At 41.2% G+C, this 15,524-nt stretch carries 20 protein-coding genes; all 20 read right to left on the minus strand.

The window, feature by feature from the left end; all coding sequences use genetic code 11:
- Positions 1 to 20: 20 nt before the first annotated feature.
- The 20 genes from rplE to rpoC all read right to left on the minus strand — a co-directional run bounded on the left by rplE (position 21) and on the right by rpoC (position 15,411).
- Positions 21 to 560 carry a 50S ribosomal protein L5 gene (gene rplE, locus ACIQYG_RS23275; RefSeq protein ID WP_048677889.1) on the minus strand — a complete coding sequence of 180 codons (540 nt, stop codon included), beginning with the start codon at positions 558 to 560 and terminating at the stop codon, positions 21 to 23.
- 29 nt (positions 561 to 589) lie between these two features.
- Positions 590 to 901, minus strand: coding sequence for a 50S ribosomal protein L24 (gene rplX, locus ACIQYG_RS23280; RefSeq protein ID WP_034305002.1), 312 nt, complete (start codon positions 899 to 901; stop codon positions 590 to 592).
- A 43-nt stretch (positions 902 to 944) separates the two neighbouring features.
- On the minus strand, positions 945 to 1,313 hold the full coding sequence (gene rplN / locus ACIQYG_RS23285) for a 50S ribosomal protein L14 (protein ID WP_034305005.1): 369 nt from the start codon (positions 1,311 to 1,313) through the stop codon (positions 945 to 947).
- A 41-nt stretch (positions 1,314 to 1,354) separates the two neighbouring features.
- The gene (gene rpsQ, locus ACIQYG_RS23290; protein ID WP_048677887.1) at positions 1,355 to 1,618 is read right to left on the minus strand and encodes a 30S ribosomal protein S17; all 264 of its coding nucleotides are present in this window, start codon (positions 1,616 to 1,618) and stop codon (positions 1,355 to 1,357) included.
- An 18-nt stretch (positions 1,619 to 1,636) separates the two neighbouring features.
- The gene (rpmC, locus tag ACIQYG_RS23295) at positions 1,637 to 1,840 is read right to left on the minus strand and encodes a 50S ribosomal protein L29 (RefSeq protein ID WP_034305010.1); all 204 of its coding nucleotides are present in this window, start codon (positions 1,838 to 1,840) and stop codon (positions 1,637 to 1,639) included.
- Positions 1,830 to 2,264 (minus strand): 50S ribosomal protein L16, encoded by a 435-nt coding sequence (gene rplP, locus ACIQYG_RS23300; protein ID WP_034305012.1) that lies wholly within the window; start codon positions 2,262 to 2,264, stop codon positions 1,830 to 1,832. Before rplP ends, rpmC begins: the two co-directional genes overlap by 11 nt.
- A 1-nt stretch (position 2,265) precedes the next feature.
- Positions 2,266 to 2,922, minus strand: a complete 657-nt coding sequence (gene rpsC, locus ACIQYG_RS23305; protein WP_034305014.1) for a 30S ribosomal protein S3 — start codon at positions 2,920 to 2,922, stop codon at positions 2,266 to 2,268.
- 3 nt (positions 2,923 to 2,925) lie between these two features.
- Positions 2,926 to 3,267, minus strand: a complete 342-nt coding sequence (gene rplV / locus ACIQYG_RS23310; RefSeq protein ID WP_034305017.1) for a 50S ribosomal protein L22 — start codon at positions 3,265 to 3,267, stop codon at positions 2,926 to 2,928.
- A gap of 17 nt (positions 3,268 to 3,284) precedes the next feature.
- Entirely contained in the window at positions 3,285 to 3,563 is a 279-nt protein-coding gene (rpsS, locus tag ACIQYG_RS23315; protein WP_034305018.1) for a 30S ribosomal protein S19, read from the minus strand.
- Between the two features lie 60 nt (positions 3,564 to 3,623).
- Positions 3,624 to 4,454, minus strand: coding sequence for a 50S ribosomal protein L2 (gene rplB / locus ACIQYG_RS23320; protein ID WP_034305021.1), 831 nt, complete (start codon positions 4,452 to 4,454; stop codon positions 3,624 to 3,626).
- A 26-nt stretch (positions 4,455 to 4,480) separates the two neighbouring features.
- Positions 4,481 to 4,765, minus strand: coding sequence for a 50S ribosomal protein L23 (rplW, locus tag ACIQYG_RS23325; RefSeq protein WP_034305023.1), 285 nt, complete (start codon positions 4,763 to 4,765; stop codon positions 4,481 to 4,483).
- A complete protein-coding gene (gene rplD, locus ACIQYG_RS23330; protein ID WP_034305025.1) occupies positions 4,765 to 5,388 on the minus strand; it encodes a 50S ribosomal protein L4 in 624 nt (207 codons plus the stop codon). The genes rplW and rplD overlap by 1 nt, the downstream gene beginning before the upstream one ends.
- Before the next feature lie 25 nt (positions 5,389 to 5,413).
- Positions 5,414 to 6,043: a 50S ribosomal protein L3 gene (gene rplC, locus ACIQYG_RS23335; RefSeq protein ID WP_076372869.1), complete on the minus strand. Its 630-nt coding sequence runs from the start codon at positions 6,041 to 6,043 to the stop codon at positions 5,414 to 5,416.
- Positions 6,044 to 6,083: 40 nt separating this feature from the next.
- Entirely contained in the window at positions 6,084 to 6,392 is a 309-nt protein-coding gene (gene rpsJ, locus ACIQYG_RS23340; protein WP_019244375.1) for a 30S ribosomal protein S10, read from the minus strand.
- A 410-nt stretch (positions 6,393 to 6,802) separates the two neighbouring features.
- Entirely contained in the window at positions 6,803 to 7,990 is a 1,188-nt protein-coding gene (tuf, locus tag ACIQYG_RS23345) for an elongation factor Tu (RefSeq protein ID WP_402843035.1), read from the minus strand.
- 121 nt (positions 7,991 to 8,111) lie between these two features.
- Entirely contained in the window at positions 8,112 to 10,190 is a 2,079-nt protein-coding gene (fusA, locus tag ACIQYG_RS23350) for an elongation factor G (protein ID WP_101225871.1), read from the minus strand.
- Positions 10,191 to 10,234: 44 nt separating this feature from the next.
- On the minus strand, positions 10,235 to 10,705 hold the full coding sequence (gene rpsG, locus ACIQYG_RS23355) for a 30S ribosomal protein S7 (protein ID WP_048677878.1): 471 nt from the start codon (positions 10,703 to 10,705) through the stop codon (positions 10,235 to 10,237).
- Between the two features lie 41 nt (positions 10,706 to 10,746).
- On the minus strand, positions 10,747 to 11,169 hold the full coding sequence (gene rpsL, locus ACIQYG_RS23360) for a 30S ribosomal protein S12 (RefSeq protein WP_034305038.1): 423 nt from the start codon (positions 11,167 to 11,169) through the stop codon (positions 10,747 to 10,749).
- Between the two features lie 104 nt (positions 11,170 to 11,273).
- Positions 11,274 to 11,522 carry a 50S ribosomal protein L7ae-like protein gene (locus ACIQYG_RS23365; RefSeq protein WP_034305040.1) on the minus strand — a complete coding sequence of 83 codons (249 nt, stop codon included), beginning with the start codon at positions 11,520 to 11,522 and terminating at the stop codon, positions 11,274 to 11,276.
- A gap of 292 nt (positions 11,523 to 11,814) precedes the next feature.
- Positions 11,815 to 15,411, minus strand: coding sequence for a DNA-directed RNA polymerase subunit beta' (rpoC, locus tag ACIQYG_RS23370; RefSeq protein ID WP_402843039.1), 3,597 nt, complete (start codon positions 15,409 to 15,411; stop codon positions 11,815 to 11,817).
- Positions 15,412 to 15,524 lie beyond the last annotated feature (113 nt).

Raw genomic sequence — 15,524 nt, forward strand, 5'->3', positions numbered from 1 at the left:
CGCCTCCCTTTATTTAGAGATTACTTTTGGAACGGCATTCCAACTTGAGTAAGTAGTTCACGAGCTTCTTCGTCAGTGTTGGCAGTCGTTACGATAACGATATCCATACCACGAACTTTGCTCACTTTATCGTAATCAATCTCAGGGAAGATAAGTTGTTCTTTAACGCCTAATGTATAGTTTCCACGTCCGTCAAAGGATTTCTTTGAAACGCCGCGGAAATCACGTACACGCGGTAAAGATACAGATACTAGCTTATCAAGGAATTGATACATACGCTCTCCACGTAATGTAACTTTCGCTCCGATAGGCATACCTTCACGCAAACGGAAGCCTGCGATTGATTTTTTTGCTTTTGTTATAACTGGTTTTTGACCAGTGATCAATGTAAGTTCTTCAACAGCTGTATCTAAAGCTTTCGAGTTAGAAACTGCGTCACCCACACCCATGTTAATAACGATTTTCTCAATGTTTGGTACTTGCATTACTGATTGATAGTTGAATTTACCCATCAATGACGGTGTAATTTCACTTTTGAATTTTTCTTTAAGGCGGCTCATTGCTTAGTGTACCTCCCTTCATTTATGACTTATTTATCTAAAGATTCACCTGATATTTTAGCTACGCGTACTTTTTTACCATTTTCGATCTTATATCCAACACGAGTCGGTTTACCTGATTTAGGATCAAGTGGCATTACATTGGATACGTGAATAGCAGCTTCTTTACTGATAATTCCACCTTGTGGATTAAGTTGAGATGGCTTGGAATGCTTTTTCACGATGTTAATTCCTTCAACAAGCACACGATTTTGTTTCGGATATGCAGAAAGAATTGTTCCTTGTTTGCCTTTGTCCTTACCAGAGATGACTACGACTTTGTCACCTTTTTTAACATGCATTAGCTTGGCACCTCCTTGAAAGGCTTTATACAAATTTTACATATTATAGAACTTCTGGAGCAAGAGAAACGATCTTCATGAAACTATTGTCACGTAATTCACGAGCAACAGGTCCAAAAATACGTGTTCCACGTGGGCTCTTATCGTCACGGATAATTACACATGCGTTTTCATCGAAACGAATGTAAGAACCGTCAGGACGACGCATACCACGTTTTGTACGGACAACAACAGCCTTAACGACTTCACCTTTTTTAACAACGCCTCCTGGTGTTGCCTGTTTAACTGTACAAACGATGATATCACCGATGTTTGCAGTCTTACGGCCTGAACCACCTAGGACTTTAATTGTTAGCACTTCACGAGCACCTGAATTGTCAGCGACTTTTAAACGAGATTCTTGTTGAATCATGTACGGTACCTCCCTTCGGAATTAGCTTAATCCGAACTAGATTAAATGATTACTGCTTTTTCTACTACTTCTACAAGACGGAAGCGTTTTGTAGCTGAAAGTGGACGAGTTTCCATGATACGTACTACGTCGCCTGCTTTAGCTTCGTTTAGCTCGTCATGAGCTTTAAACTTTTTAGAATATTTCACGCGTTTACCGTATAAAGAATGCTTTTTATAGGTCTCTACAACAACTGTAACTGTTTTATCCATTTTGTCGGATACTACGCGTCCAGTGTAGATTTTGCGTTGGTTGCGTTCGCTCATTCTGCAAACCTCCATTCATTATCGATTAGTGACACCGATTTCTCTTTGACGAACAACTGTTTTCATACGAGCAATCGATTTGCGAACTTCACGGATGCGAGCTGTATTTTCAAGTTGTCCAGTAGCTAACTGGAAACGAAGATTAAATAGTTCTTCTTTAAGAGATTTTAGTTTTTGTTCAATTTCAGCAGTGGTTAGATCTTTGATTTCATTAGCTTTCATTTGTTTCACCACCAATTTCCTCTCTTTTTACAAACTTGCATTTGATTGGAAGTTTGTGTGCTGCAAGGCGCAATGCTTCTCTTGCCACCTCTTCAGATACACCAGAGATTTCAAACATAACTTTGCCCGGTTTAACAACTGCTACCCATCCTTCAGGAGCACCTTTACCGGAACCCATCCGTACTTCAAGCGGCTTAGCTGTGTAAGGTTTGCTTGGGAAGATTTTGATCCAAACTTTCCCTCCACGTTTCATATAACGAGTCATCGCAATACGAGCTGCTTCGATTTGACGGTTCGTGATCCAGGAAGCTTCTTGAGCTTGAAGTCCAAATTCTCCGAAGTGAACTTCAGTGCCGCCCTTAGCCATCCCTCTCATCTTACCGCGGTGTTCACGACGGTATTTTACGCGTTTTGGCAATAACATATTATTTTCCTCCTTCCTCAGATTTCTTCTTAGTAGGAAGAACTTCTCCACGGTAGATCCAAACTTTCACGCCTAGCTTACCGTAAGTAGTATCTGCTTCAGCATGAGCATAGTCTATGTCTGCACGAAGTGTGTGAAGTGGAACTGTTCCTTCGCTGTAATGTTCAGCACGAGCAATATCAGCACCGCCAAGACGACCAGAAACTTGAGTTTTGATTCCTTTTGCTCCAGAACGCATAGTACGTTGGATAGCTTGCTTTTGAGCACGACGGAATGAAACACGGTTTTCTAATTGACGAGCGATGTTTTCTGCAACCAATTTTGCGTCAAGATCTGCTCTTTTAATTTCGATGATATTGATATGAACTCTTTTGCCAGTCAACTGGTTCAAAGCTTTACGAAGTGCTTCGACCTCAGTACCGCCTTTACCGATAACCATTCCTGGTTTAGCAGTGTGGACAGATACATTGATACGGTTAGCTGCACGCTCGATTTCAACTTTTGAAACAGAAGCATCATTTAGACGTTTCGCGATATATTCACGAACTTTGATGTCTTCATGCAAAAGAACTGCGTAGTCTTTATCAGCGTACCATTTGGATTCCCAGTCACGGATTATCCCGATACGCATACCGATTGGATTTACCTTTTGACCCACAGATTACCCCTCCTTCTTTTCTGATACAACGATTGTAATATGACTAGTACGTTTGTTAATTGCACTCGCACGACCTTGAGCGCGAGGACGGAAACGTTTTAATGTTGGTCCTTCGTTAACGTATGCTTCTGAAACGACTAGGTTATTAATATCCATTTCGTAGTTATGTTCTGCATTTGCGATAGCAGATTTCAGAATTTTTTCTACGACTGGAGAAGCAGATTTTGGTGTTAAGCGAAGAATCGCTACTGCTTCACCTACTTGTTTTCCTCGAATTAAATCTGCGACTAAACGCACTTTACGAGGAGCAATACGAACTGTTTTAGCGACAGCTTTAGCTTGCATGAGATGCCCTCCTCTCATTAACGTCTTGTTTTCTTGTCATCACTTGCGTGACCTTTATAAGTGCGTGTAGGCGCGAATTCGCCTAGTTTGTGACCTACCATATCTTCTGTTACATAAACCGGCACGTGCTTACGACCGTCATAAACGGCGATTGTGTGTCCGATGAATTGCGGGAAGATTGTTGAGCGACGAGACCAAGTTTTTACTACCTGTTTCTTGTCAGCTTCATTTAATTTTTCAACTTTTACCAATAAATGATCATCAACAAAAGGCCCTTTTTTTAAGCTACGACCCATGCGAGTACCTCCCTTCGTGACTGTTCTACGGTTCTATATATGAACCGTAGCTCAATCCCGTTATTTTTTACGACGACGTACGATAAATTTATCGGATTTATTTTTCTTCTTACGAGTTTTGAATCCAAGAGTAGGTTTACCCCATGGAGACATTGGTGATTTACGTCCGATTGGCGCTTTACCTTCACCACCACCGTGTGGGTGATCATTCGGGTTCATTACTGATCCACGAACTGTTGGGCGTTTACCTAACCAACGGTTACGGCCAGCTTTACCAATGTTGATAAGTTCATGTTGTTCATTACCAACTTGACCGATTGAAGCACGGCAAGTAGCAAGAATCATACGAACCTCACCTGAGTTTAAACGTACAAGTACATAACGGCCTTCTTTACCAAGTACTTGAGCAGATGTACCTGCTGAACGGACTAATTGTCCACCTTTTCCTGGTTTAAGTTCGATGTTATGAATTACTGTACCAACTGGGATGTTAATAAGAGGTAGTGCGTTACCCACTTTGATGTCAGCTTCTGGACCTGACATAACTTCCAAACCTACTTCTAGGTTTTTCGGAGCTAGGATATAACGTTTTTCTCCATCAACGTAATTAATTAATGCAATGTTTGCAGAACGATTTGGATCGTACTCAATAGTAGCAACGCGTCCTGGTATACCATCTTTATTCCGTTTGAAATCGATGATACGGTATTGACGCTTGTGGCCGCCACCTTGATGACGAACTGTTAACTTACCTTGGTTATTACGGCCGCCTTTGCTGTGTAAAGGAGCAAGTAATGATTTTTCCGGTTTGTCTGTAGTGATCTCAGCAAAATCGGAAGTTGTCATATTACGTCGACCGTTAGAGGTAGGTTTATACTTCTTAATCGCCATTTGTATTTCCCTCCTTCTCTAATGAATTAAGCCTCGAATAGCTCGATTTCTTTGCTGTCAGCAGTTAATTTAACAATAGCTTTACGGCGCTTGTTAGTATAGCCTGCATGTTTGCCCATGCGTTTGAATTTACCTTTGTAGTTCATGATGTTTACTTTCTCAACTTTAACGCCGAAAATTTCTTGAACAGCATCTTTAACTTGAGTTTTATTAGCTCTAACATCAACTTCAAAAGTATATTTCTTTTCAGCCATTATGTCTGAAGAGCGTTCAGTGATTACGGGGCGCTTAATGATATCGCGTGCATCCATTATGCAAGCACCTCCTCTACTTTTTCGACAGCTGATTTAGTCAAGATCAATTTGTTGTGTGAAACAACATCAAGAACATTAAGACCATCAGCTTCAACTACAGTAACACCAGGGATGTTACGTGCAGAAAGAGCAACTTTCTCATCTAAACCGTCAGTAACGACTAACGTTTTAGTATCTACAGAAAGGTTTTTAAGTACCGCTACAAACTCTTTTGTTTTTGGAGCTTCGAAAGACAAGCTTTCAAGTACCAAAATGTTCTCTTCCAATGCCTTTGCAGACAATGCAGATTTAATAGCTAAACGACGTACCTTTTTAGGTAGCTTGTAAGCGTAAGATCTCGGAGTTGGTCCAAAAACAACGCCACCGCCACGCCATTGTGGAGAACGGATAGAACCTTGACGCGCACGTCCAGTTCCTTTTTGTTTCCAAGGTTTACGTCCACCGCCTGCAACTTCAGAACGGTTTTTAACTTTATGAGTTCCTTGACGTAAGGAAGCTCGTTGCATGATGATTGCTTCAAATAATACGTGATTATTAGGTTCGATACCAAAGATGGATTCATTTAGTTCGATGTCGCCAACTTGTGAACCTGTTTGGTTGAACAATGTAACTTTTGGCATTCTATTGCTCCTCCTTTCTCAGAAATTACTTTGCTTTAACAGCAGATTTAACTTTGATCAATGCTTTTCTAGCACCAGGTACATTACCTTTGATCAATAGTAGGTTACGTTCAACATCAACTTTAACGATAGCTAAGTTTTGAACAGTGATTTGTTCTCCACCCATACGTCCTGGTAAAAGTTTACCTTTGAATACGCGGTTTGGAGCTACAGGACCCATTGAACCTGGGCGACGGTGGTAACGAGAACCATGAGACATAGGTCCGCGAGATTGTCCATGACGCTTGATAGAGCCTTGGAATCCTTTACCTTTTGAAATTCCTGATACATCTACTAAATCGCCTTCAGCGAAAATACTAACATTGACTTCTTGACCGATCTCATATTCAGTAAGATCCGTTCCGCGGAATTCGCGAATGAAGCGCTTAGGAGTAGTATTTGCTTTTTCAACATGGCCCTTTTCAGGTTTGTTAGAAAGCTTTTCACGTTTGTTTTCAAAACCAACTTGAACTGCTTCATAGCCATCAGTTTCAACAGTTTTCTTTTGAAGAACCACGTTATTAGCAGCTTCGATAACTGTTACCGGAATAAGTTCACCGTTTTCAGCAAAAACTTGAGTCATACCGATTTTTCTACCTAAGATTCCTTTGGTCATAAGTCACACCTCCTAGAGTAATTGTTCATATTTATATGAATTATAATTTGATTTCAATGTCAACGCCTGATGGTAAATCTAAACGCATCAATGAGTCAACTGTTTGTGGAGTTGGGTTAACGATGTCGATTAGACGTTTATGCGTACGCATTTCGAATTGTTCACGAGAATCTTTGTATTTATGAACCGCACGTAGGATCGTATATACCGATCTTTCAGTAGGTAATGGAATCGGACCAGATACAGCCGCACCAGAACGTTTTGCAGTTTCAACAATTTTCTCAGCAGATTGATCAAGGATTCTGTGATCATATGCTTTTAAACGTATACGAATTTTTTGTTTTGCCATAATTTTCCCTCCTTTTCGCCTATTTTAAAATAGACCTTCTCAATGGAAATTTCCCACACACTCGCCATGGCAAAGCGGCCGGGTGTGTCAGCAACCTTCCATATCATCGCAGTCAAAGACCAACATTGTCTATTATACATATAACACAAGTGAAATGCAAGTCAAACTTAGATTTTTCTTGTGCAACACACTTTTATTATTATACATACTATCACAAGTATTTACAAGTACATTCTACATGCTCTTCCGTATCCATTTTCTTCATTTGAAAAACTTCTATAAACCCATTAAATCCACTGCAGGTATTATAGAAGAAAGAATGAATATTCTTTACAAATAGAAAAGAAGCAGATGGCGTCCCATCTGCTTCTTCCGGAAGGCGTCCCTTCCAATATTGTTTTATGAATCAATTATTCTTGGATTGTAGCAACTACGCCAGCGCCTACAGTACGTCCACCCTCACGGATAGAGAATTTAGTACCTTCTTCGATAGCGATTGGAGCGATAAGTTCTACAGTCATTTCGATGTTGTCTCCAGGCATAACCATTTCTACGCCTTCAGGAAGGTTACAAATACCAGTTACGTCAGTTGTACGGAAGTAGAACTGAGGACGGTAGTTTGTAAAGAATGGAGTGTGACGTCCACCTTCTTCTTTAGAAAGAACATAAACTTCAGCTTTGAACTTTGTGTGTGGAGTGATAGTGCCTGGTTTAGCAATTACTTGTCCACGTTGGATATCTTCACGGGATACACCACGAAGTAGTGCTCCGATGTTGTCACCAGCTTCAGCATAGTCAAGAAGTTTACGGAACATTTCAACACCAGTTACTGTTGTTGGTTTAGACTCTTCGTTGAAACCGATGATGTCAACAACGTCACCGACTTTAACTTGTCCACGCTCAACACGGCCAGTTGCAACTGTTCCACGACCAGTGATAGAGAATACATCCTCAACTGGCATCATGAATGGTTTTTCAGTGTCACGAGTTGGTTCTGGGATGTACTCGTCAACAGCTGCCATTAATTCATGGATTTTTTCTTCCCAAGCTGCGTCACCTTCAAGAGCTTTTAGTGCAGATCCTTTGATAACTGGAATGTCATCGCCAGGGAATTCGTATTCAGATAGAAGATCACGAATTTCCATTTCTACTAATTCAAGTAGCTCTTCGTCATCAACCATGTCGCATTTGTTCATGAATACTACTAGGAATGGTACACCTACTTGACGAGAAAGAAGGATGTGCTCACGAGTTTGTGGCATTGGGCCATCAGCAGCAGATACTACTAGGATACCGCCGTCCATTTGTGCAGCACCAGTGATCATGTTTTTAACATAGTCAGCATGTCCTGGGCAGTCAACGTGTGCATAGTGACGGTTAGCTGTTTCATACTCAACGTGTGCAGTAGAGATTGTGATACCACGTTCTCTTTCTTCTGGAGCACCATCGATTTGGTCATAAGCGCGTGCTTCTGCGCCACCAGATTTAGCAAGTACAGTTGTGATTGCAGCAGTTAGAGTTGTTTTACCATGGTCAACGTGACCAATTGTTCCAACGTTAACGTGCGGTTTTGAACGATCAAATTTAGCTTTTCCCATTAGGAATTCCTCCTTAAAATTATAAATAAAAGATTAAGTATATAGGGGCTGTGAAAGAAGACTAATTCTTCCATCACAGCTTACATAAGATAGTTATACTTTAATAAGAGATGAAAATCAATTATTCACCTTTATTTTTTTTGATGATTTCTTCAGAAATGCTCTTAGGTACTTCTTCATAATGATCGAAGTGCATAGAGAATGTTCCGCGACCTTGAGTGTTAGAACGTAATGATGTAGCATATCCGAACATTTCAGATAGTGGAACCATCGCTTTAACCATTTGCGTGTTGCCGCGAGCTTCCATACCTTCTACACGGCCACGACGAGATGTGATATCTCCCATGATGTCGCCTAGGTAATCTTCTGGAATAACTACTTCCACTTTCATGATTGGTTCAAGGATGACAGGACTACATTTAGATGCTGCATTTTTAAGTGCCATAGATGCAGCGATTTTAAATGCCATTTCATTGGAGTCAACGTCATGGTAAGATCCGTCGAATAATTTAGCTTTGATGTCGACTAGCGGGTAACCAGCAAGTACACCACGGTCAAGTGAATCAACTAATCCAGCTTGTACAGCAGGGATATATTCACGTGGTACTACACCACCGACGATAGCATTTTCAAATTCGAATCCTTTACCTTCTTCGTTTGGACCAAATTCGATCCATACGTGTCCGAATTGTCCACGACCACCAGATTGGCGAACGAATTTACCTTCAACTTTAGCTGAACCACGGAAAGTTTCACGGTATGCTACTTGAGGAGCACCAACGTTTGCTTCCACTTTGAATTCACGACGCATACGGTCAACAAGGATGTCCAAGTGAAGTTCACCCATACCAGCGATGATTGTTTGACCAGTTTCTTGGTCAGTATGCGCACGGAATGTTGGATCTTCATCTTGAAGCTTTTGTAAAGCTTGAGACATTTTGTCTTGGTCTGCTTTTGATTTCGGTTCAACTGATAGAGAGATAACTGGCTCTGGGAATACCATGGATTCAAGAATTACTTGGTTCTTGTCATCACATAGAGTATCTCCAGTTGTAGTATCTTTCAAACCAACGGCTGCTGCGATATCTCCTGCATATACAGTAGAAATTTCTTCACGGCTGTTTGCGTGCATTTGAAGGATACGTCCAATACGCTCACGTTTTCCTTTAGTTGAGTTAATTACATAAGATCCTGATTCTAGTGTACCAGAGTACACACGGAAGAATGTAAGTTTACCAACGTAAGGGTCAGTCATAACTTTAAACGCTAAAGCAGAGAACGGTTCAGAATCATCTGAATGACGTTCAACTTCTTCTTCTGAATCCGGTAATGTACCTTTGATAGCTGGTACATCCAATGGAGAAGGAAGGAAGTCGATAACGTTATCAAGCATTAATTGAACACCTTTGTTTTTGAAAGCTGATCCGCAAATAACAGGGAAGAATTCAACATTAACGGTTGCTGTACGGATGGCTGCTTTCAATTCAGCAATGCTGATTTCTTCGCCGCCAAGGTATTTTTCCATTAAGTCTTCATTAACTTCTGCTACTGCTTCAATTAACTTTTCACGGTATTCTTCAGCTAATTCCCGGTGTTCTTCAGGAATTTCACCGATAGTGATATCAGTTCCTAGGTCATTACCGTAGAAATGAGTTTTCATTTCAATAAGGTCGATGATTGCAGAGAATTGATCTTCTGCTCCGATCGGTAACTGAACTGGGTGAGCGTTAGCTTGTAAACGATCGTGGATTGTTCCAACTGAATACAAGAAATCTGCACCGATTTTGTCCATTTTATTTACGAATACGACACGTGGTACACCGTAAGTTGTAGCTTGGCGCCAAACTGTTTCAGTTTGAGGCTCAACACCTGATTGGGCATCAAGTACTGCCACAGCTCCATCAAGTACGCGCAAAGAACGTTCAACTTCAACTGTGAAGTCTACGTGTCCCGGTGTATCGATGATGTTTACACGGTGACCTTTCCATTGTGCAGTTGTTGCAGCGGAAGTGATCGTGATTCCGCGTTCTTGTTCCTGTTCCATCCAGTCCATTTGTGAAGCACCTTCGTGCGTTTCACCAATTTTATGGATTTTACCAGTGTAATATAGAACACGTTCTGTTGTTGTCGTTTTACCAGCATCGATGTGAGCCATGATACCGATATTACGAGTGTTTGCTAAGGAGAACTCTCTTGCCATTTGTCTTTCTCCTTCCTTCTATAAGGATTTTATAGTGATTAATCTTACCAGCGATAATGTGCGAAAGCTTTGTTGGCTTCAGCCATTTTGTGTGTATCTTCACGTTTCTTAACTGCTGCTCCAGTATTGTTGGCAGCATCCATGATTTCATAAGCTAAACGCTCTTCCATCGTTTTTTCTCCACGAAGGCGAGAGTAGTTTACTAACCAACGAAGTCCTAGAGTCGATTTACGGTCTGGACGCACCTCAACTGGTACTTGGTAGTTAGCTCCACCCACACGGCGTGCTTTTACTTCTAGTACAGGCATGATGTTTTTAAGTGCTTGATCGAAAACTTCGATCGGCTCATTGCCAGTACGTTCTTTGATTAAATCAAATGCAGAGTAAAGAATTTTTTGTGATTTACCTCTTTGTCCATCAACCATTAATTTGTTGATTAAGCGAGTCACAAGTTTTGAATTATATATTGGATCTGGTAATACGTCTCTTTTCGTTACAGGTCCTTTACGAGGCATTATATTTCCTCCTTTCAAGAAAGTTCAATTTTGGTTTGAGATTATTTTTTTGCTGCTTTCGGACGCTTAGTACCGTATTTAGAACGGCCTTGCATACGATTGTTAACTCCAGCTGTATCAAGAGCACCACGTACGATATGGTAACGTACCCCTGGTAAATCTTTTACACGACCGCCACGGATAAGAACCACGCTGTGTTCTTGTAGGTTGTGACCGATACCTGGGATATAAGCTGTTACCTCGATACCGTTTGTTAAACGTACACGCGCATATTTACGTAACGCGGAGTTTGGTTTTTTCGGTGTCATAGTACCCACACGAGTGCAAACACCACGTTTTTGCGGAGATGATACGTTAGTTTGTGCTTTTTTAAAGCTGTTGTAGCCTTTGTTAAGTGCTGGAGATTTTGAATTAACCTCTTTAGACTCGCGTCCTTTACGCACTAATTGATTAATAGTAGGCATTACATTTTTCCTCCCTTCACGTTTTCATTTCTAGTACCACACATCCAGGTGGTTCATAAATGGGTAAAAACAAAGTCTTTGCAAATATTATTGCAAAAACATTTTTACTTTTTAATGGCAACAGTTGCTGCTCCGACATCAATACCACATGCTTTGCCAAGCATTCTCATCGAATCAACATATGTGATAGGAACATCCAATTCTTTGGCGGTCTCAACGACACGCCCAGTCAAGTATATATCTGCATCATCAGCGATGATAACTTCTTGAATTAAATTGTTTTTAAGAGCTCTAACTGCTTGCTTCGTCCCTATAATCACTGACTTTGCCTGTATTACTTTTTCATAAGACATGGTCCATATCCTCCAAAGTTACAGGGTAACATAGGAGCACCTTTGCTATAGTATCATTATTAGTCGGATACTGTCAACTTCTTTCAAAAAAATAATTCAAGCAAAAGGTTTTCCTTACATAATTCTATTAAGATTATCAATTTGCCTAAACGGAATATATCAAATTCTCATCGGCGTTTCAGTCGGCCATGAGTAATAAGAGAGACCAGCTCAATAAATTTCTGATCCTTCAGCTCCAATCGGAAACAGGAGTCGGTTTTCAGTTTAAATTATTGAGCTGGTCCTTTTTCCATTAATCCACTGTTACTGTATCGGCACTTTCGTCAACAACGACAGGGTTTGCTTTTCTGTATCTAAGCATCCCCGTTCCCGCAGGGACAAGTTTACCGATGATGACATTTTCTTTAAGTCCAAGCAATTCATCACGTTTTCCTTTTATCGCTGCATCAGTCAAGACTCTGGTTGTTTCTTGGAATGACGCGGCGGACAAGAAGGAATCCGTTTCAAGAGATGCTTTTGTGATACCTAGCAATACAGGACGGCCTGTAGCTGGTAATTTGTTGGTCAATAATGCATCAGTGTTTGCAGTAGTGAACTGGTTGACATCCAATAATGTTCCTGGAAGCACTTCAGTTTCACCTGCATCAAGCACACGGACTTTACGCATCATTTGTCTAACCATTACCTCAATGTGCTTATCACCGATTTCAACACCTTGCATCCGGTATACTTTTTGGACTTCATGAAGCAGGTATTCCTGAACAGTAAGTACGTCTGTAACCTTCAGCAATTCTTTCGGATCGATGGAACCCTCTGTCAACTCTTCACCACGACGGACAGGCGTATCAACAGATACTCTTAAACGCGCTGTGTATGGCGCAGTATACGTGCGTGATTCAACAGCACCTTGAACAACGATTTCCTGTTGTTTATCCCGAATTTCATTGATGGAAACAATCGTTCCTTCAATTTCGGAAATGACTGCTTGACCTTTAGGATTTCTCGCTTCAAATATTTCTTGGATACGAGGAAGACCTTGAGTGATATCGTCCCCAGCAACCCCACCTGTATGGAATGTACGCATAGTCAACTGTGTACCAGGTTCTCCGATTGATTGAGCGGCAATGATACCGACTGCTTCGCCCACTTCAACTTCTTGACCGGTAGCCAAGTTGCGTCCATAACATTTTTTACATACACCATGGCTGGTGTTACATGTAAAGGCAGAACGGATCCATGCTGTTTCAATTCCAAGTGATTCAATATAGTTAGCAAGATCTTCGGTAATAAGATCGTTTTCAGCCACGATTACTTCATTTGTTTCTGGATGTCTGATCGCTTTTCTTGCATAACGGCCCACTAGGCGCTCTTCAAGATGCTCAATTATTTCAGTACCCTCTCTCAAGGCTGAAATTTTCAAGCCGCGGTCAGTTCCACAATCGTCATCACGGATGATGACATCTTGGGCAACGTCAACAAGTCGACGGGTAAGGTAACCGGAATCGGCCGTTTTAAGCGCTGTATCGGCAAGACCTTTACGCGCACCATGTGTAGAGATGAAGTACTCCAACACTGTTAAACCTTCACGGAAACTTGATTTGATCGGTAATTCAATGATACGTCCAGCCGGGTTGGCCATCAAACCACGCATACCCGCAAGCTGCGTGAAGTTGGAAGCATTACCACGGGCACCGGAGTCACTCATCATGAAGATCGGGTTGCGTCGGTCCAGTGAGTCCATAAGTTTGGACTGAATGGTATCCTTTGCAGCACTCCAAATTGAAATGACGCGGTCATAACGCTCATCCTCAGTAATAAGACCACGTCTGAATTGTTTCAAGACGTTATCCACTTTGGTTTGAGCCTCAGTAATGATTTCTTGTTTTTCTTTTAAAACGACAATATCAGCCACACCAACGGTTATACCAGCTTTTGTCGAATATTTGAATCCAAGATCTTTCATCCGGTCAAGCATTTTGGATGTTTCGGTAATTTTAAAGCGTTTAAAGACTTCCGCGATGATATTTCCAAGAATTTTTTTCTTGAAAGGATCGATAGCGGGTTGAGCCTTGATCAATTCAGGGATATTAGCGCCTTTTTCCACAAAATATTTTTCTGGAGTTTTGGTTTCCAAATTATATCGTGTCGGTTCGTTAATATACGGGAATGATTTAGGTAAAATTTCATTGAAGATCAATTTACCAACAGTTGTAATTAGAAGTTGGCCATTTTGTTCTTCAGTGAATGTTTCATTATTTAGTGACGATGCATGTACGGCACAACGTGAATGTAAGTGTACATATCCGTTTTGGTATGCAAGTAATGCTTCACTTGTATCTTTAAAGATCATACCCTCACCGATAGCGCCTTCTCTTTCCAATGTTAAGTAATAGTTACCTAATACCATATCTTGAGAAGGTGTAACGACAGGTTTACCATCTTTAGGGTTCAAAATGTTCTGTGCTGCAAGCATAAGCATGCGAGCTTCGGCTTGGGCTTCAGAAGATAGAGGAACGTGGACCGCCATTTGGTCACCGTCAAAGTCAGCGTTGTAAGCTGTACATACGAGCGGATGCAAACGAATTGCGCGACCTTCAACCAACGTTGGTTCAAATGCTTGGATCCCAAGTCTATGAAGAGTCGGTGCACGGTTCAATAGTACTGGGTGTTCTCTAATGACTTCTTCTAGTACATCCCATATTTCAGGAGATAAACGTTCAATTTTGCGCTTAGCGGATTTGATGTTATGCGCTAGACCTCTTTGAACAAGCTCCTTCATTACGAATGGTTTGAATAATTCAATCGCCATTTCTTTCGGAAGACCACATTGGTACATCTTTAAGTTTGGTCCGACTACGATAACGGAACGGCCAGAGTAATCAACACGTTTACCAAGAAGGTTTTGACGGAAACGACCTTGTTTACCTTTTAACATGTGAGATAAAGATTTTAACGGACGGTTACCTGGTCCAGTTACCGGACGGCCTCGACGGCCATTATCGATAAGAGCATCGACAGCTTCTTGCAGCATACGCTTCTCATTTTGAACGATAATGCTTGGTGCTCCCAGATCCAGTAGTCTTTTCAACCGATTATTACGGTTGATAACACGGCGATATAAATCATTTAAATCAGATGTGGCAAAACGCCCTCCATCAAGTTGAACCATAGGACGAAGTTCCGGCGGAATGACCGGAAGCACGTCAAGGATCATCCATGAAGGCTCATTTCCGGAGTTACGGAACGCTTCAAGCACTTCCAAGCGTTTGATTGCACGGGTTCTGCGTTGTCCTTGAGCTGTTTTAAGCTCCTCTTTCAACGACTCTACTTCCTTTTCCGTATCAATATCTTGTAAAAGTTTTTTAATAGCTTCCGCACCCATGGCAGCTTGGAATTTCTTACCGTATTTTTCACGGTATGTACGATATTCCTTTTCAGAAAGAAGTTGTTTCTTCTCTAAAGTTGTATCGCCCGTTTCAGTTACTACGTAAGATGCAAAGTAAATAACTTCTTCCAAAGCCCGTGGAGACATGTCAAGAACAAGCCCCATACGGCTAGGAATTCCTTTAAAATACCATATGTGTGAAACTGGGGCTGCCAGCTCAATATGACCCATACGCTCACGACGCACCTTAGCACGAGTGACTTCAACGCCACAACGGTCACAGACTACGCCTTTATAACGAACACGTTTATATTTTCCGCAATGACATTCCCAGTCCTTTTGAGGTCCAAAAATTCTCTCACAGAATAAACCGTCTTTTTCTGGCTTTAACGTACGATAGTTGATTGTTTCTGGTTTTTTAACTTCTCCATGGGACCAAGAACGAATCTTGTCTGGTGAAGCAAGACCAATTTTCATATACTCAAAATTATTAACGTCTAACAAGGGGCCTACCTCCCTTTTAATCTCCAGGTTTAACCCTTGATTGCCGTCAAGTATGAGGCAATCTTACACCGGATGATGGTTGATTGAATCAATAAGGCTCTAACAAGGCAGCA

The sequence above is a fragment of the Peribacillus sp. NPDC096622 genome (assembly GCF_044762665.1).
Taxonomy (GTDB): domain Bacteria; phylum Bacillota; class Bacilli; order Bacillales; family DSM-1321; genus Peribacillus; species Peribacillus frigoritolerans_B.